The 18,780-nt window shown below is 45.5% G+C and carries 9 protein-coding genes; 2 read left to right on the plus strand and 7 right to left on the minus strand.

What is annotated here, in order from left to right; translation table 11 throughout:
- Positions 1 to 140: 140 nt before the first annotated feature.
- From ABIA61_RS04665 to ABIA61_RS04680, 4 genes are all read right to left on the minus strand, one after another.
- Positions 141 to 1,022 (minus strand): glycosyltransferase family 17 protein, encoded by an 882-nt coding sequence (locus ABIA61_RS04665; RefSeq protein ID WP_404580370.1) that lies wholly within the window; start codon positions 1,020 to 1,022, stop codon positions 141 to 143.
- Positions 1,019 to 9,541, minus strand: a complete 8,523-nt coding sequence (locus ABIA61_RS04670; protein WP_404580372.1) for an amino acid adenylation domain-containing protein — start codon at positions 9,539 to 9,541, stop codon at positions 1,019 to 1,021. Before ABIA61_RS04670 ends, ABIA61_RS04665 begins: the two co-directional genes overlap by 4 nt.
- Positions 9,542 to 12,973 (minus strand): non-ribosomal peptide synthetase, encoded by a 3,432-nt coding sequence (locus ABIA61_RS04675; RefSeq protein ID WP_404580373.1) that lies wholly within the window; start codon positions 12,971 to 12,973, stop codon positions 9,542 to 9,544.
- Positions 12,974 to 13,234: 261 nt separating this feature from the next.
- Positions 13,235 to 14,098, minus strand: coding sequence for a DUF1835 domain-containing protein (locus tag ABIA61_RS04680; RefSeq protein WP_404580375.1), 864 nt, complete (start codon positions 14,096 to 14,098; stop codon positions 13,235 to 13,237).
- A gap of 136 nt (positions 14,099 to 14,234) precedes the next feature.
- Here ABIA61_RS04680 and glsA point away from each other — a divergent pair, with 136 nt between their 5' ends.
- Entirely contained in the window at positions 14,235 to 15,173 is a 939-nt protein-coding gene (gene glsA, locus ABIA61_RS04685; protein ID WP_283656097.1) for a glutaminase A, read from the plus strand.
- A gap of 72 nt (positions 15,174 to 15,245) precedes the next feature.
- On the opposite strand, the gene ABIA61_RS04690 is transcribed toward glsA, so the two are convergent.
- Both ABIA61_RS04690 and ABIA61_RS04695 read right to left on the minus strand, forming a co-directional pair.
- Positions 15,246 to 16,115: a VOC family protein gene (locus ABIA61_RS04690; protein WP_404580377.1), complete on the minus strand. Its 870-nt coding sequence runs from the start codon at positions 16,113 to 16,115 to the stop codon at positions 15,246 to 15,248.
- A gap of 48 nt (positions 16,116 to 16,163) precedes the next feature.
- Positions 16,164 to 16,577, minus strand: coding sequence for a DoxX family protein (locus tag ABIA61_RS04695; protein ID WP_404580379.1), 414 nt, complete (start codon positions 16,575 to 16,577; stop codon positions 16,164 to 16,166).
- A 273-nt stretch (positions 16,578 to 16,850) separates the two neighbouring features.
- Between ABIA61_RS04695 and ABIA61_RS04700 the strand changes: the two genes are divergently transcribed.
- Positions 16,851 to 17,390 carry a helix-turn-helix domain-containing protein gene (locus ABIA61_RS04700; RefSeq protein WP_134914680.1) on the plus strand — a complete coding sequence of 180 codons (540 nt, stop codon included), beginning with the start codon at positions 16,851 to 16,853 and terminating at the stop codon, positions 17,388 to 17,390.
- Positions 17,391 to 17,461: 71 nt separating this feature from the next.
- Here ABIA61_RS04700 and ABIA61_RS04705 read toward each other — a convergent pair whose 3' ends face one another.
- Positions 17,462 to 18,583, minus strand: a complete 1,122-nt coding sequence (locus ABIA61_RS04705; protein ID WP_404580380.1) for a phosphodiester glycosidase family protein — start codon at positions 18,581 to 18,583, stop codon at positions 17,462 to 17,464.
- Positions 18,584 to 18,780 lie beyond the last annotated feature (197 nt).

Consider the following 18,780-nt stretch of genomic DNA (forward strand, 5'->3'; position numbering starts at 1 on the left):
GATAAAAACAAAATGTTAATATCAATACAGTAATATATAATTCCAGCTTCGTCAACAGCAATCCTATGTCTCAAAAAACAAAAAGAGAAACCCTGGTCTTGTATAGACTGGGTTTCTCGACAAGCTAAGTAAAGCCTTCTTTATTCATACCAAAGATCATTCGTTTCAACTTCTTGAAGACTGCTCAAAAACGATTTTGAGTTGTCAACATAAAGTTCGGTATCGATATAGTACAGTTTTTTATCGTTTAAGCATTGATCAATATAATCTGCATTCAATATACTTTTATCCTCTACATTGGCGGCGAATGCCTGCAACTTGGGAAGCGCGGTTTTCCGATATTCAAGCCATGAATGATGGAATCCGGCTGGTTCTTCCAAGCAATAGATGTCATGATACAACGCTTCGGCAATCCCCTTCTTCCTGAGATAGTCCGATGAGAAAGGCATACTTTTGAAGTAACGACCCGTCATCGCGAACACGCGATAGCTCCAATGAGGAGCACCGTGATTAGATTGGCAAAAAAGGTTCAGAAAGAATACAGAGTAGTGCATTTTTATCGTAATAATCTCATGCTTCTTCACTTCTGAAACCAAACGATCGGCCATCCGGCTATCAATGATCTCATCGAAATCAGCCAAAATGATTATATCATCGTCCTCAACCTTATCCCGCAAAATAGAGGCACTTTGGTTTCTTTGGCAAGCTTCGTTATGAAATGCGCTGTTGTAGCTGAGCAGACGCCAATACCAACGGTCAAAGTGATCCGCACCACAGGTAGTCACATCAAAATACAATTGATGCTTCACCGGTTCACGAAACAGATCATCAGCATGAAATGGATGATGAATCACCTTCGGGCCAAGATAATTTGAATTGAAGTTGCGTGGCTTATCTAAATAACTGAAAGTCTTGTTAGCTTCGACCACATGCAGCTCGTCAATCCAGCGGTCATTTTCTCTTATTTTAATATCTGCAATCCGATTTTCATTAAAAAAAGGACAAAATTCGTATATTTTCATAACCGGAAGCTCCCCTCTACTATCGTAGTGTACGGATGAACATTGATGCTGCGACAAAGATGCCCGGAAATTAAACGTACAAGCTCGGCGATGGTCTGGTCTTCATAGTGCAGTGAACTGTAATAGCAGGTTAAACTTAATCTGTCGTGTTTTAAGCTTGCCGTCATATTTAACCAGTAGGCGGAGGGATTGTCGGCCGCATTGGTATTTCCGAAGGGAATAGCCAAAGGCTCATAAAAATCGTCGGCTAGCCCATTTATTTCCTCTGATTGGTAATGGAAAAGCATGTGTGTTTCGTCTTTTAGTGGCTCCATATTGGGATAAGTATCCTGTATCATATATCGTAAAATAAAGTAATCCAGTCCTTCAGATGGAATATGCTGCAACGTGTGTTTGACATGTTCAGGAAGTATTTCCCAATTCTTTGACGACTCCTCTTCGGGAATCTGGATTAGAATGGGATAAGCTCCGGCAAAAAAACCAATCGTACGATCAATCACAACCCCCGATAAAAAAGACTCGCGTTGATAAGACATCACATGCAGCAGCAAATCGGATTGCTTTTTCAATTGGTAGCAAGCCTGTGACAATGCTGTTAGTATCATGCTAAGCGGTGTAGTATGCTGCTTCACAGCCAATTCTTTTAAAAGACTAATATGTTCCTCTCCTTCAAGCAAATCTTGCGTTATTGTTGTCATGTGGCGGTGGAGAGGCTGGATCTCCGAATCCCTGTCGACCTGAAAAGACTCACCACCTTCTACAACCTTTCTCCAGTAGATTGATGCTTTAGAAGAAACGTCTTTCGCCGCATATTGTGTCAACGCCATGCACCAATCCCGATAACTGCTTTCCTCCTCACCATGTAACGCCAAATCACTCCCCATTCCCGGCAAGAGAAGATGCTTCAAATCCTCTAAAAAAATGTTTATGGATATGCCGTCAAAAATTAAATGATGGAACAGGAGCAATATCACCTGCCGTCTCTCTTCGCAATAGTGATCAAACAGCACGACCTTCCATAAAGGGCCCTCCTCGATATCAAATTCATGCTGAACCTTCGCGCAGTATTCCGAAATGTAGGTATCATGTGACCCTGGGATCGCTTGCAGCTGCACGTAAGAAACAACCTGTTCCACACTCATTTTTTGCTCATACTGGTACCATTCATCATGATCCAGTTGAGCAAATGACAGCCGTAGGGCCGCATGTTTGTTCAATAGTACCTCCAGCGAAGCATTCAGCAATTCTCTGGGAATATATTTCTTGAGCAGAGCCAGGTAAGGCACATTAAACATGTTGCGATTCGCCAGATCTCTTTGAAAAAAACGTTTTTGTACGGCAGACAGCGGAAATCCATCATCCGGGTATACTTTTGTTGTAGACTGAATAGTTGGGATATCCATATTCGGACTAAGAACAGTGGCTGTATCCGTCACTCCCCTGCTCAATGAAAGGGCCAAGCGTTCGATGGTCTGCTCGCGAAATATCCGGTTGACTGTAACCGGATAGCCATTTTTTTGCAGTAGACTCGCTATACGCAGCGCAGAAAGCGAATGTCCTCCCAACGCGTGAAAGTCTTCATCCTTGCGGATGTAATCAAGCTTCAGAACCCTGCCCCAAATCTCTTCTATTATTTGTTCCAATTCAGTTTTTGGTCCAGAATTTGATTTTTTATCGCCCCTATGGATTTCTGGCAAAGGAAGCTTTTTACGATCGATTTTCCCGTTGACCGTTAATGGGAACGTCTTCAGCCAAACGTAACGAGAGGGTAGCATATAAGATGGAAGACCGTCAGCCATAAAAGTATGAAGCTGTTCCTCCCGCTCTTCCTCTTCCGCTGTATAGTAAGCGATCAGCCGCATATCCCCGTAAATCTCGCGGGCAACGACCAGACAATCTTTTACGACAGGGTAGCCGCCAAGACGGAACTCGACTTCTCCGGGTTCGATTCGATAGCCGCGAAGCTTCACCTGATCGTCAACCCGTCCAATATATTCGATATTACCGTCCGGCAACCATCTCGCCCGATCTCCTGTGCGGTAGAGAACTGGATTTACTCCTCTTTCGCGATCTTTGGCAGAAGTATATGGATTTGGAGTAAACGCTTGCTGTGTCAGCTGGTTTTGCAGCCAATATCCCCTTGCAACCCCGTCTCCTCCCACATATAATTCCCCGACTGCTCCGACAGGCTGGACACAGCCCCGTTTGTCCAGAATATAACAAGTTGAATTACTAATGGGCCTGCCAATGGGTATATCCTGCTCAAAAGGCTCTTCGATCCGGTAGCTCGTCGAAAACGTGGTGTTCTCCGTTGGACCATATACATTGAGAATCGAAAGCTCTGGATAGGCAAGCCGGATACGGTTTATATGTTTAACCGATAAAGCTTCCCCACCTACAGCCAGCCATTTGAGCCCAGCAAACATCTTTTCATTTTCTTCAATCCATTGATTGCACAATGCGGAACTTAGCCATAGTGTATTAATTTTCCACTCCTTCATTCGATGCTCCAGCATATAGATATTTAGAAGATCATCTTTTGAAACTACATACAGATGGCCTCCATTCAGCAATGTTCCCCAAATTTCAAACGTAGAAGCGTCAAAAACAGGCGAACCCGTATAGAGCAACCTGATGTCAGAGGAAAACGGGAAGTAGCTGGTGTTTTTGACCAAGCGGACGACATTGCGATGTTCTACCATCACGCCTTTGGGTTTTCCCGTCGAGCCTGATGTATACATCAGGTAAGCAAGGTCGCTTGGAGCATTCATGTTCTCCTTCTCTTCTTGTGGTACAACTCCAGACTGGTCAATATGCTCCGTATAAATCAGTTTTAAACGGATTCCCTTACAGGCTTCCGAGATACTTTCTGCCCCTTTCTGTGAGGTGATGATGGTGTCCAGTCTGGCATCCTTGATCAATTCGCGCGTTCTTTCTGCCGGAAAATCGAGATCTATGGGAACATAGGCACATCCCGCTTTCATGATCGCCAGGATGGAGACAATGAATTCGAGAGAGCGCGGCAAGTAAACCCCGATAAACTTCCCATGACTGTCGGTATCATCCGTTAGCTTATTGGCCATGTACTGGGACATTTGGTTGAGGGCGTGGTAAGACATTACCTGGTTGTGCTCAATTACAGCGGGCTGTGAAGGCCGTAGCTTCGCTTGTTCATGGAACAAGTCAACAATGGAACTCTCCCTAGGGTACTCTGTATACGTATTGTTCCAATCGTAGACGACTCGATCATATTCGTTCTTATCTATTAAACAAACGTCTCCAACCGCGCGATCCGGATATTGCAGTGCATATTGCAATGTATTTAGCAGATGCTCAGCTAGGCGACAAACCGTTGCTTGCTTCAAGCGATCTGCATCGTAAATCAACTTGAGAGTGATCTGTTCCCCGTCATTGGCAATGGTGATAGTCATCGGGTAATTGGTTTTCTCTCGTTCCTTCATAGCTGACATCTCCAACCCATGTTCAGGCTGACGGTAGTCGTTCATATAATTCTCGAAGGCCACGATGCTGTGAAAAAATGTATGTCCTTGGATGGCACTCCAGCCCTTCAGTTCGTGCAGGCTCACATAGCAGTAATCGTTCAGCTTTTGAATCGTTTGGTGAAGCTCCTTAACATATTCGGTAATGGTCTGTTCCACATTCCAATGCATAACCAGAGGAAGCGTATTGATCAACAGGCCCGTGATGTGGTCCGCTTTTGACAGATCGGATCCTCTACCGGACACGATCATGCCGAATACGGTTACATCTGCATCATGATAGACTTGCAGCACTTTCCCCCAAGCGAACTGCACCAAGGTGTTTAGTGAAATTTGCGCTTGTTGTACAAATGCCGCCATGCGCTTGGTCATGCTTGAATCGATATGAATGGTCTCAATCTGTTGCTTCTCAATCGGTTGATGCACATCAGAAAGCATGCCTCTCTTCCCCATCGGCAGGAGGGTCGGCTCCGTTAGGTCGGACAAATAATCTTTCCAGAATGACTCAGCTTCTGTTCGATCTTTATTGTTCAGCCAACGAATGTAAGTCTCAAAAGAGCGGGACAGGCTATGCTGCGGCACCATGCCTTTTAAGCTGCAAGCATAGATTTCATGAACCCGATTCAGCAGCAGCGGCAGGCTCCAACCGTCCAGCAAAATATGGTGGTAACTCCAGATCATTGTCCATTCCTCTGGGGTAGTCTGAATCAGTGTTATACGGTACGCAGGCTGATGCAGATCGAAACGCCGATTACGATCCGACGTTGCCCATTGTTCGATATACTTCTGTTGCCGATCTGGAGACTCTGTTCTAAAATCCAAAAAAGTCCAATCCAATTCTACTTTTCGAAGGACACATTGTATGGGCTTGTCCAATTCATCCCAAACGTAACATGTCCGCAAGCAATCATTTTCAGCAATGACGTGGCTCCATGCTTCCTGGTAACGATTTACCTCCAGCCTGCCGTGATATTTCCAGCTAACCTGTACGAAGTATTGATCGGAAGATGGATGATCTAAATAATGGAATAGCAGACCTTCCTGCAACGGACTTAAATGCATCATTTTATTGAGACCATATTGCTTAGAATAGGTCTTTACGATCTGATCCAGCGAATGCTGCTCCAGTGACACCGATTGAAAATCACTTGGTGTAAACTCTTCGTAATTAGCTTGGCTGCAATGCTCGATGATAGAAAGCAAACGTGATATGAAAGTATTTATCAACTGAGTAATGGTCGTTTCTTCATAGTGGCGTTTGCTATATTTCATGAACAAATGCAGTTGTCCATGAACGATGGAACAGTTAAGTTCCAACAGGCTTGTTCCATGATTAAGCGGTGAGCTATGGTCCTGTGCTGCGTCACGTGTAAAACTTAACCACTGGTCTAGCCCGCTCGTATTTGTCTGATCGAATTGACCCAAATAATTGAATAGAGCCTGAGGCTCGGAAGTTGTTAGCTCGGAACGGACTTCTTCGTTCGGATGGCAGTATCTCAAAGCACCGTATGACATGCCGCGATGAGGAATAGAACGTAACTGCTCTTTAACGGATTTGATCGTAACTCCCAAGGAGTGAGTGTCCGTAACCCGGATGCATACCGGAAACATCGAGGTGAACCAACCGATGGTTCTTGTCAGATCCATATCGGATACAGAGTGTTCACGTCCATGCCCCTCCAGCCGAAACACAACCGTCTCCTGTCCGGACCAAACGGAGAGCGCCAGCGACCAGGCCGTAAGCAGCAGGTCGTTGATCTCGGTATGATATGCCTGGGAGCAATGGTACAAGAGTAGCTGCGTATCGTTGGTAGTAAGCATTGTAACCAATTCCGAAGACTCACTGCTCATTTTATAATCCGCGTAATGGTCTACCGGCAGCACAAATGCTGCATTTTGGAGCTGCACTTTTTTCCAGTAATCTATATGACTTAAAGTAACTTCATTTTTGGCATAATTCATCATTACGGACTGCCACTTTTTGTACGGATTTGAAACAGGAGACAACTCGGTACCTTGATACAATTGATCCAATTCCTGAACCAATATTCTCCAGGACACGCCATCAATAACCAAATGATGAATCGTTATAAATAAGCGGACTTGACCGTCAGGGTGACCCTGGATTACGCCTGCATAAACCATCTGGCCTGTCGCGTAATTCAGTTGTCTGTTCCATGCATCACATATGCTTGAAATTTCAGATTCGGGATCAGCGATTTGCTGAATGGTGTGACTGGCAAGTTGAATGGTGGTACCCGTTCGGTAGCGCTGCGTATATCCATGCTTGCCAGCTACAATCTCCATTGAAAGCTCTGGATGAAGTCTGATCAATTGTTGGATGGCCGTTTCCAGCTTTACGGGATCACAATCACGGAGTAGAAACAGCTGGGATTGATTGAAATAATGCGGTTCTTTGAACTGCTGCTCGAAAAACCAGTGCTGGATCGGCGTCAGACCAAATTCGCCTGTCAAATCAACCATACTATCTTCCTTCTTCTCACGTTCTGTCCAAGTAACCACAGCAGCTAATTCCTTGATAGTTGGATGCTCTGCAACTTGTCTTGGGGTCAGCATCATACCGTGATCTCTGGCCATAGAGACGACCTGAATGGCCAGGATTGAATCTCCCCCGGCCGCGTAAAAATGATCGTTTACACCGATATCGCCTCTTTTTAAAATTTGTCGCCAAATGCAAAGCAGTCGCTTTTCGAAACTGCCCTCCCCTGCTTCCGCAGCATTGTCAGCAGAGACAAATAATGTGGTCGGATCGGGAAGAGCTTGACGATCAACTTTCCCGTTTGTATTTACGGGGATTGAATCCAACTGACAAAAATAAGCAGGAACCATATAAGCAGGTAAAATAGAGCCTGCATACTGGGCCAATTCAGCCTCAGTCAGCCTTTTTAAGGCAGTATAGTAAGCCACCAGTTTATGGAAGGACTCATCCTTCCAGGCTCGAACGACACATTGACGGATGTCAGGGTGCTGGCGAAGCTGATGCTCTATTTCACCCAGTTCGATACGGTAGCCTCTGATTTTAATCTGTTCATCACTACGGCCGATAAATACCAGTTCACCATCTGGCGTCCATTTCACGACGTCTCCGGTTCGATATAACCGCTCTCGCTGTCCGATGATCATCTCTTTGTGAACGAAACGCTCCTGGGTCAGCTCCTCACGATTCAGGTATCCTCTGGCAAGCCCTACGCCACCCACCCATAATTCACCGGGAACACCGACCGGCACAGAATTACCAAATGGATTGAATACAAACAATCGTTTGTTATAGGCGGGTTTGCCAATCGTGATTTCTGCCTCTGGTTTGCATACCGAGGTGGAACATAAAATCGTCACTTCGGTCGGTCCGTAAGCGTTCACAAACAGTCGTCCTCTTCCCCAATAATTTACAATATCAGGCGTACAGGGTTCTCCCGCGGATACGATTGTATGCAGTTCAGACAGTTCTCTTGGTTTCATGGTTCGCAGCACAGACGGCGTCAGCATGGCAATGTGGATATTTTTCTCTTCGAGTACATCTGAAATATCCGCATAAGGAGGCAGTTCTTCATTCGACAGCACAACAAGTGTCCCGCCTACTGTTAACGTTCCGATCCATTCGTAGACCGAAGCGTCGAAACTGATGGAAGCGAATTGCATAACTCTGGAGTCAGGGGTAATACGAAACTTTTCAACAAGGTAAGGGATTAACGTAACCAGTCCGGCGTGCTCAATAAGCGTCCCCTTCGGATTTCCAGTGGAGCCGGATGTGTAGATGACATAGGCCAGGTCGTTCTGTTTAACCTGAATATTCAAATTCTCGTCGGGATGATCATACTGCTGCACCAGGCATTCATCTACACAAATAAGCGAATGCGCTTTCATATTCATTTGATTCATAGATGGATTTAGCTTATTTACCAGTTGGCTGTGCGTGATAATCATTTTGGCCTGAGCATCTTCTAAAATAAATCGAACCCGTTCTCCAGGATATTGGGGATCGACCGGAAGATAAGCGGCCCCTGCCTTCATAACTCCTAGCATTGCCGGGATTACATCTGCGCTTCTGTCCATAAAGATGGCAATCAGCGTGCCGGGTTGTAAAGCGCCATCCTCTCCTGTGGAAACCGACTCTAGAATCACGCGGCCGATTTGATTAGCCCGCTGATTTAACTGCGAATAGGTCAGCTTCTGCCCTTCAAACTCCAATGCGATTGCATCGGGAGTTCTGGCAGCCTGCTCCTCAATCAATTGAACCACGGTTTTATCCAAAGGATATGCTTGTTCCGTATCATTCCATTGTTGTATCTGCTCGTATTCTTTCGTTGTCAGTATGGGGTGAAGGAGTACCGCTTTCTCCGGAAGATGGAGTGCATTAGCCAGCAGTATCTGAAAGTGGCCTGCGAGATTAGCGATCTGCTTTTTACCAAAATGCCTGCTATCATAGTGTATTGCGCACTCTAATCTTTCCGAACCATGACGGTAGCAGAGCGCAATCTCAGGCTGATTTATACCGCATAGAGAAGCTAATGCTTTTGTGCTCGAACTTGAATGCGAGAGATCACCACAAGTCTCTACGATGCCCACATTGAAAAAATCCTCATCTTTTTCTGATGGGGAATCCACTTTCATGTGCTGCGAAAGATCCTCACTCCACTTCATGCTGCTATCTCGCTTATCCCATTTTGCCTTTATTCTTTGCATCAAGGAGAGAAGATGATCTTCCTTCTGAATATGGATAAAAAGCGGATAGTCCTGACGACGTTGTGTCCCCTCTCTGTCTGATAACATGGAATATAAAACAGGTACTGTATATTGATTGGCGTAATGGGATAAAAGCACAGACCATATGGCTGCGATAAAAGAAGGCATACCCAACTGATGCTGCTGTACAAACTCCATGATCGTTTTGACCTGTCTTGTTTCCAAACGAATATGGTAAAGGACTTGATCTTTGTCTTCAGTCTGTCCGGCATCCCCTCTGCGATGGGAAAATAAAGGCAAGTAAGGTTGGATCACTTATTGAACCTCCCCTTTCTGAGATGCTATACTGGCAGCCTGATAAAAAGCAGCCCTGACTTCCTCAACCCCAATCTCGTAACTGCACCGCATTGAAAAAATAAGACCGTCTGTGTAGGAGGAAGCGATGCTGTTGAACAGCGAATAGATCGGCAGCGGATTCGGTTGCTTTATGACAGTATCATCGTAAAATTGGCTACACTTCAACCCTTCCTTTGCGCTATTGGCCAAATAGTTAAACATGAATACATCTAGCTGCTCATACTGCTTCCCAAACTGTACAAGTGTTCTGGCGCGTTCCCACCTGTTTTTGTAGGCAGGTCCTGTAAGCAGGTTCATAAAATTAATCGTGTGGCGTTTTAATAAATCTAGCCTGCTTCTGACAGACAGCAGCATTTCATCCGGGTTCTGCTTCATATCCATCAGCATAGGCACAAAATCAATAAACTCACCGACCGTGTTATAATACGTCGCCTCATCGTACCTTCTTCCATCATATAAAAATAACAATGGCAACTGGTCCATACCTAAATAGATTTGCAAGCCCCTTGTAAAGACAGAGAGCGCAAATTCCAAGGATGGGTTTTCAGCCGGGATGCTCACGCTAAACAGATAGGCTTCTGTGCTCGTTCTTAGCTTCGGAGTTTGTAACAGGTCCTGCTTGCTTTGCTGGAACGCTTCCAGATGAAAGTCGGATATCAATGCCTGTTCAGTGATTCCGCTGGGTCCGCTTTGGATTTGTTCTACATAATCCATATAGGGCTTCACTTTATCCGTAGGAAGGGATTGGTTTTGAAGCAGATTTCTATAGGAAGCAAGCACCTGTCGTTCTGCCACTTCAGAGGTCACCCGATCGCATATCGCATGATGGTAAAGCGTTATAACAACATGCTCGCGCAGATTTCGTTTTAGCACAAACATCTGAAACAAAGTACGCTCTCCCGTGTATCGGGTATTTGTCATGTAATCGTTTATCATTTCCATAAAGGGGCCATATGGATTGCAGTCCGTTACGTCGAGGATGGTGAGTGTTGGCAAATCGGCGTCGGGAAGTACGTATTCCCTCCAATACGTCCATTCATCTCTTTGCACAGGAATGCTTCTCAGTAATCCTTGACTTTGTACAAATTGAGCATAAGCCTGATTCAAGAAATCATAATTCACATACTCGTCCAGCCTAAATAGGCCAATACTCGGCGGTGTATGAAATGAAATTTGCATTTGTTGAATTCCACTTAGCGGATATTCTTGTGCCACTTGCCCCGTTTTAACCCACTGATCTCTTTTTAAATAATCGTCTTCCAGTTGCTCGCGTAACCTCGCCGCCTGATCCGTGTCCATAGTTTTCAAGCCCAGACGCTGGACAAACTCCTCTTCATCGATGACCTGGTATTGATTATCCATTTTTACTTTTTGATGCAGTGGTACAATATAATGCGGCTGCAGTTCTTTAGCGACTTTCCCGTTCATGATCCGCATGACAGGATTAACGTCGTCCACAGAGTTGAAGTAAAGTACTCGAGTATCTCTCACTTCGTGAAGAAAATCCCGCACTTGATACTTCACCAGCTCATACACACCATCTGTTTCTTGGTGCAGCCAGGAAATCAACTCTTGCTTGGTTTCTATGGTGCCCTGCTGCTTCAAGGCTCTTTCACTATCTTGAGCCGATTGAAGATAAGCAGCGAGCGCACGGATCGTCTTATAGTGGTAAATATCTGTCAAAGTGGTATGATATCCAGCCACCTCCATCCGTGACATTAACGTAAGCGCATGAATAGAATGTCCGCCAAGGTCGAAGAAGCTGTCTACAACACTGAACTGCTGAATCCCTAATACATCCTGCCAGATTTCCATCAGCCTGGCTTCCAGCCCTGACTCAGGGGATACGTATGCTGCTGCCACGGTATGTCCATTGTCTTCAAAGGACAACAGTATCTTGCGATCCAGCTTTCCATTCCGTGTCAGTGGCATCTGCTCTAATTGCATAAAAAAAGAGGGAATCATGTAATTCGGCAGCTTTGCAGAAAGCGTGTTTTTAATTTCATCTGTCGTCAGCCTTTGGCTTGCCCTAAAGTACGCTCCCAGCTGCTTCTGTCCGTTCCCAGCTTCACGCACGATAACAACGGCTGCTTGTATATCCTTTATTTTCAATAGCTGTGCCTCAATTTCCCCTGGCTCAATTCGGTAGCCCCGTATTTTCACTTGATCGTCAATCCGGCCGATATATTCAATGTTTCCGTCCGCTTGCTCTTTTACCCAATCTCCGGTTCGGTACAACCTGCCCCCCGGTACCCCTGGAAACGGAATAAACCTTTCCTCTGTCAGCTCTGGACGGTTCAAATAACCTTTCACTAATCCATCGCCGGCGATGTACAGTTCACCTGCAACTCCTTGTGGCAAAGGATGCTGGTCATGATCCATGATGTAAACCGACGTATTGCTGATGGGTTTACCGATCGGTACGGTATTTGCAGCTTCATCCAAATGATCAATCCGGTAAAACGTTGCAAATACCGTACTCTCTGTCGGTCCGTAGACATGAATTAAACGGCCAGAGCCCAGACGGGCAAATGCTTTGCGCACATGGCTGACCGACACCTTTTCACCACCGAATAGCAAGGTTTCAAGTGTGGCAAAGCAATCCGGATCAATATCCACCAATGCATTAAAAAGTGCTGTCGTGATGAAGCATTTTGTAATCTGTTGTGTGCGCAGTACACTCGATAGCTCACGTGCATTCATGATTTGGGCTTGTGGGGTCAAAACGAGGGTGGCTCCGTTGAGCAGTGCCCCGTAAATGCCAAATGTAGAACCATCGAACGAAAAACTGGCCAATTGCAAGATTCGATCTTTTGCCGCGAATCGGATGTAATTTGTCTCTTTGACAACACGTGTAATATTGTAGTGCATCGTCAGGTTTCCCTTCGGTTCGCCCGTAGAGCCTGACGTATACATAATGCAGGCTAGTGCATCTGAGCCATGAATGGAGGTGAGATTCCCTGTTTCTTCCCTGTTATTTCGCTTGTCCGACAAATCCAGTACAGGAACGTTGAGCTCCACTTGTTGCTCAATTGGTAACTGGGTTAGCAGGAGCTTTGCGCCAGAATCTTTCAGCATATAGCGTATACGTTCCTTGGGGTATTCCGGGTCAATCGGCACATAGGCTCCCCCGGCTTTTAAAATCCCGAAAATACCGACGATCATTTCCAATGAGCATTCGGCCATAATCCCGACGGGGTCGCCTTTATTTACGCCTTTGTTCCGCAGAACCCGGGCAAGCTGATTAGCCTGTTTGTTCAGATCAGCATACGTCAAGTGCTTGTCTCCCAATACAACGGCCACTTGCTCCGGTGTGCGCTCAGCCTCCCCCTCAAACAACTGATGAATCGTTGTATCCCGCGGGTAATCCGCTAACGTACTGTTTAACATGCTCTGCCTCATCTCCTTCTCCCATTAACGTTCATACGATTTAAGGTTTGCTCTACAAGCATCTTTTTCGAAGCTACCTGATAGGGAATGCAGCGAAAAATTAGAAGATTTTGTATAAGCTTATACCAAAAAAAGAGTATGTATGGAACGTAGAAGTCGTTTATGGATAAACTATAATCACAACTTTACATTAAAATGGGAATTTATCTGGAGATGAATAAATGACATCAGATTACAGAATAGTATACTTTTCCCTTCATTTTACGCCTTTAGTTTCACAGCATAGCGATATTGCATTCCCGATATTTCCGGCATTTCCAGAAATTCAAGTCTGTCATGAGCAATTAAATATTGAATCCGATACTCTAAAAAGGTGTCGCTTCTCAGCTGTGGCCATTGTGTTAAAGCCTCACCTATTATTTTTCCCGCGTGTACATATTGCCGATTATCCTCTACCCTCAGTTGACCGATCAAATCCAGCAAAGCCTGATCAAAGTAATCTTCTGGCACATGATCGATATGGTCATTTTCCCATAATCTCAGCACACTTTCCTGTTCACTAAGCTCCAGCCAATCTTGTTCATGTCGCTGTCGATCTTCCATGCTTAAAGCATGAATTTTATCTTTATTTTGCGTTATGAACCGTGCAATTTCTTTCGAATACACCACGTTCATGGATAGAGGAAACTTACTTTCCATGAATAGAGGATCACTCGGTTCCCGTTCCATGGAATCTGTTACATTTACGACCCCGATAGGAGCAGTTCTGTTCCGCAAAAGGTATAATGCAAAACGTAATCCGATCTGCTCGTGAGCATTAGAGCCGCACCAGATCGTGATCGACTTATCATCAGAAATTGCAGTAAGAGTAGCCGTCATCTGTTCAATGCGGTGCTCCCAATTTGCGTAATGGAAAAATTCATAATCCACGATCCGTTCAGCCAACCAGTTGTGACGGTTCTCTTGTCCTTCTGGTGTTTCCAGCTTCCACAACGGCCCTATGGAAAATAGGTCATTAAAAGACAGTACTTCACTCTCATAACGCAATCCTGCTCCCGAAAGGCCTACCTTCATCGAGCCAGCAGCGGACTGAGAGAACAGCAGGTGTACATTGTTAGATGACAAGTCAACTGCCTCCTTTCACTGTGTCAATAATATCTTGTCTTTCGACCAGAAATATCTTTAGAATAGGCGTATAGCTATCACATCTTGCTCCACAATAACAATACCACAGGATGGTTACTCGACTGGAGGAAAAGAAATGACATCGGAGTGGCAGAGAATACAGACCAAACTGCCGGAATGGGTGGAACAAAGCCGTCATCAGTATATCCATGGCAAGGTGGCAGCGTATATTCCCGAATTGTCCAAAGCCCCTGCCGACGCGCTGGGTGTTGTTGTGATGAACGGAACCGGCGAGACCGTGGTAGCCGGAGATACCGAAATAAGCTTTACGATGCAAAGCATCTCGAAGGTATTCACGCTTATTTTGGCCTTGATGGATAATGGTGAGGATGTTGTCTTCTCCAAGGTCGGTATGGAGCCTACCGGAGACCGTTTTAATTCCATGCTGAAGCTGGAGCTGGTCGAGCCGGGCATCCCGTTTAACCCGCTTATTAATGCCGGAGCCATCGCCGTGTCCTCTTTGATTCGCGGAAACAGTCCTGAAGAGAAGTTCGCCCGTGTCCTGCAATTTTTCCGTCTGCTTACCCGTAATGACAAGCTGGAATATGATCAGGATGTCTACGATTCGGAATCTGCAACAGGCCATTTGAACCGTTCCCTTGCCTATTTCTTGATGGAAAAGGGAATTCTGCGCGGACATGTTGAGGATGTGCTAGAGGTTTACTTCAGGCATTGCGCTGTAAAATTGAACTGTACGGATTTGGCGCGTATGGGGCTCGTATTAGCCTATAATGGACGTGATCCGGTCACGGGTGTACCACTGATTCCCCGCCGTTATGTGCAGATTGCCAAAACCTTTATGACCACATGCGGCATGTATGACGCATCCGGAGAATTTGCCATTCAGGTCGGGCTGCCCGCCAAGAGTGGCGTGTCTGGCAGCATTATGACGATGGTGCCCGGACGATATGGCATTGGACTGGTCGGACCTTCTCTAAACCGCATGGGCAACAGTACAGCGGGTGTACACTTGCTGGAGACCATGTCGCGGGATTTGGATTGGAGCTTGTTTTAGTTCACGAATAAGAGGGTATTCCCAGCCTATGTGGCTTACGGGAATACCCTCTTATTTTACTTTCCTGATATGTTAAACGGTTTGGCCGTCGGTAACCAGTTTGATATGAATGCGGAACGGATCAGCTACGTATTTGGCACCATCGCGTTCCTCCACTCCATATCCTGCCGCAGTCAAACGGACGACAACGGCCTCCAGTTCCTTTTGATTCGGCACAATCAGTTCAAAATAATCCAGGCCTGCAGCATGCTCGGGAGCTGGGAGCGCTCCTTCCCCTGCCCATATATTCAAGCCCATGTGGTGATGGTAACCACCTGCGGATACGAACAAAGCAGACGAGCCATAGCGGCATGTAATATCAAAACCGAGCACATCGCAATAAAATTGCTGTGCCTTGAGCAAATTAGACACATGGAAGTGAACGTGTCCAATTACCGTTCCTTCGGGCAGCCCCTGCCAAGGTGAATTTTCGGAAATTGCGACCAAGCCTTCTGCATCCACAGGATCTGTACCCATAATGTAATACCCATTTGCATCTTTCTTCCACTGATCACGAGGACGATCCGCATAGATCTCAATCCCGTTATTATCCGGATCATGGATATACAGAGCTTCACTTACATCATGGTCCCCCTGTCCGATTTCAATCTCATGAACAAGCAGATTACGTAGAGACAGGCCCAGAGCAACGCGGTTCGGTACAAGAATAGCAAAGTGATACAATCCGGCTGCGGATTGGCGCGGGAGAATAACTGCATTTTCAATAAACTTAAGGGTTAGCAGCGGTTGCTTTCCATCGACTGTCAATTCAGCGGTATCCGCCGTTTGACGCAGCAGTTGAAAACCAACGACCTCGGTATAAAATTGAATAGAGCGCTCCATGTTACTAACCTTTAATGAAACCTGCCCGATTCTGGTGTTGTCATGGATATGTGCTGTCATGAGATTTCCCTCTTTCTACATGGATTGGAGGACTACGTTAATTATAAATTACTGTTCTGTTGAAGTACGACGGCTGAACAAAGAATCCAGAGACAAACGAGTCGGCGGCGCAAATACCAAATGCAGAGCTACCAGAATAAAGGAAATATCCAGCTCATAACCTGCTCCCTGACCATTACCCATCAGACCGCCGGACAATTTTGCTGTGAAAATCGCACCGATTAATACAATTACAAAAAGTCCAGATACATAACGGGTAAGCAATCCAAGAATTAAAGCAATTCCTCCGACTAACTCAATTACTGCAACGGCATAACCTAAAAATCCCGGAACACCAATACTGGAAAACCAGCCAGCTACATTACCCAGCCCCATTTGAAATTTAGCAATTCCGTGCGCCAAAAACAAGATACCCAACGCCACCCGCATAATTGTAGAAATGTTTCTGCTTGCTGAACTCATATTTATCTCTCCATTCTGAATATTTTTTTCGTACCCGTATGAGCACATATTAATAATTATTTTATATTACTAATAATTTGGTTAAAAAAATAAAATGATCTTGCACTAAACTGTAACTTATATAAGTATGAGTCAAACTCAAATTATTAGTAATAGGAATAATTATTTTGTAATGTGAATTTATCATAAGAAACTATAGTCTGTCAACAAAATATTTGGTATAATAAATAATAAATTAGTATACATTATATTTCCTTGAAGGAGGAACACTCCATGGGTATAGGATGCAACATACGCGCCGCGCGTAAACGTAAAAATTTATCCATCCAGCAAATATGCGAACGAACCGGATTATCTCAAGGTTTTATGAGTCAAGTCGAAAACAATAAAACATCCCCTTCCATTGCTACATTGGACAGCATCGCTAATGCACTTAAGGTGCCCCTCGCTTTTCTGCTGCTCAAAGAAGAGGAACGGATGCAGGTGATTCGCAAGGACGAACGACGCAAAACGGTCTATGGCAAAAATAAGCTTCAGGTTGACCATTTGGGGGGCCAGGGTAACGTCAAAATGATGCTGGTGGACATGCCGCCAGGCTCATCCACGGAAGAAGAGCATGCTCATGCGGGCGATGAGATTCATTTTGTTATGGAAGGCACGGTATATGTGGAGCAAGGCGAGGATTCGGCTACCCTCGAAGCAGGAGATTCCTTTAGCTGGAGAGCAGCCATTCCGCATTATGCCAAAAACATTGGAGAAAACAACGCACGTATTCTGATCTCCGTATTTCTCGAAGCAGAGAATGACGCTTAATAGAATCAAAAAAAGCGCGTACCGGGAAGTCATTTTTCACTTCCGCGGTACGCGCTTTTTATATTCCCACTCTATCTTTTCTTGGCTGCGTCAATGTCTCCAGGATTCATACCTTCCCAAATGTTAGGGATACTTATGTTCTCTGGATGCTCAAATACGAGGAATGCTGTCGGTAAATACCGCTCGCCGTATTCAGAAGAAGGTTTATTTACAATGGCATGATCCTTGACGAGCACGGTCGATGACCCACCATCCAGATTAGCACCGATAACCGCTCCGTGTTTAAGTAAAATGTTTTGCATATCATACAAATTGGCACCGATGCTGTAACCCGGCTGACGACCGTCGATGGTCACAAAAATAATCGCGCCGTCTGCTCTTTGCCCCATTGCCGTACGGGGAGCAATTCCCCATCCTTCGCTTGCATTGCGAATGAGACCTTTACCATTCACGATCAAGCGTGGCTGGAAGGTAACCGCTTCTTGCACATTCATTTTGGACAGCTCGGACAGCGAATAATGCCCGGCCACCATTTTGCCTTGCTTATCAATCCCTACGATTTGGGCAGAAGCGTTTTTTCCCATATCATTGTAGTAGAGCTGACCCTGTGAAATAACAACGCCGATCGGCTTAAATCCATTCCCATTCCAGTTGGGATCGGCAAAGCCGCCGCCATTTACGCCTGCAACAGCTCCCAGACGCTCTACCATACTGGATACTCTTTCTCCTTTGCCTACCTTGGCAGGAATACCGAGTCTGATTTTAGTTGGGTCATGCACCGTCATCACATAGCCGTGATAATTACGACCGGATACCTCTTCTACCTCAACCAGCGGCGTTTGCTGCACCTTGGTCGGTGTCAGATCAGGCAGCTTGATCGTATGTCTGTCCTTCTCCTCGCCCATCTGCTCGAAACGGGCCGAATATTCGGCCACTCGCTTCTGCGCCTCCGCCTCACCAATAAAATATTTTGCCCAGTGACGATGTTGTGTTGTGATCAGCGTATCCGCCGCCAAGTAGCGCAAGTCCTTGCCAGATGGCGTTAAAAACAGCCACGCACCGCCCCCGACTCCTGCTAGCAGTAGTACAATAAAAAGCCGCGCCATAAAGCGACCGAATTTTCCTTTTCGTTTCTTTTTTTTGTTATTCTGCCTGCGGGCTGTTGCACGCTGTGGCAAGACTTCCGGTTTCATTCGTCATCTCTCCTGTATGCTGACTTCTGTCTTGAATATAACCCCGTTCTCTATGAGGCTGATAGGGTTTGTTGTTCAGGACAGCCATGCTGCTGATTCTGATCCTCAGAGGGTAACATATCGGCAGCGACATCTAACGACAATATCATAAACTAATTTTGTAGAATGATAGTGTCAATTTTTTAACAGATTCATCA

This window comes from Paenibacillus sp. RC21 (genome assembly GCF_044907935.1).
Classification (GTDB): Bacteria; Bacillota; Bacilli; order Paenibacillales; family Paenibacillaceae; genus Paenibacillus; species Paenibacillus terrae_A.

Excerpts from the sequence above, each read along its gene's own strand:
- ABIA61_RS04690 (WP_404580377.1), bottom strand. The coding sequence starts at position 16,115 with ATGACAGCACATATCCATGACAACACCAGAATCGGGCAGGTTTCATTA.
- glsA (WP_283656097.1), top strand. The coding sequence starts at position 14,235 with ATGACATCGGAGTGGCAGAGAATACAGACCAAACTGCCGGAATGGGTG.
- ABIA61_RS04705 (WP_404580380.1), bottom strand. The coding sequence starts at position 18,583 with ATGAAACCGGAAGTCTTGCCACAGCGTGCAACAGCCCGCAGGCAGAAT.
- ABIA61_RS04665 (WP_404580370.1), bottom strand. The coding sequence starts at position 1,022 with ATGAAAATATACGAATTTTGTCCTTTTTTTAATGAAAATCGGATTGCA.
- ABIA61_RS04695 (WP_404580379.1), bottom strand. The coding sequence starts at position 16,577 with ATGAGTTCAGCAAGCAGAAACATTTCTACAATTATGCGGGTGGCGTTG.
- ABIA61_RS04675 (WP_404580373.1), bottom strand. The coding sequence starts at position 12,973 with ATGTTAAACAGTACGTTAGCGGATTACCCGCGGGATACAACGATTCAT.
- ABIA61_RS04700 (WP_134914680.1), top strand. The coding sequence starts at position 16,851 with ATGGGTATAGGATGCAACATACGCGCCGCGCGTAAACGTAAAAATTTA.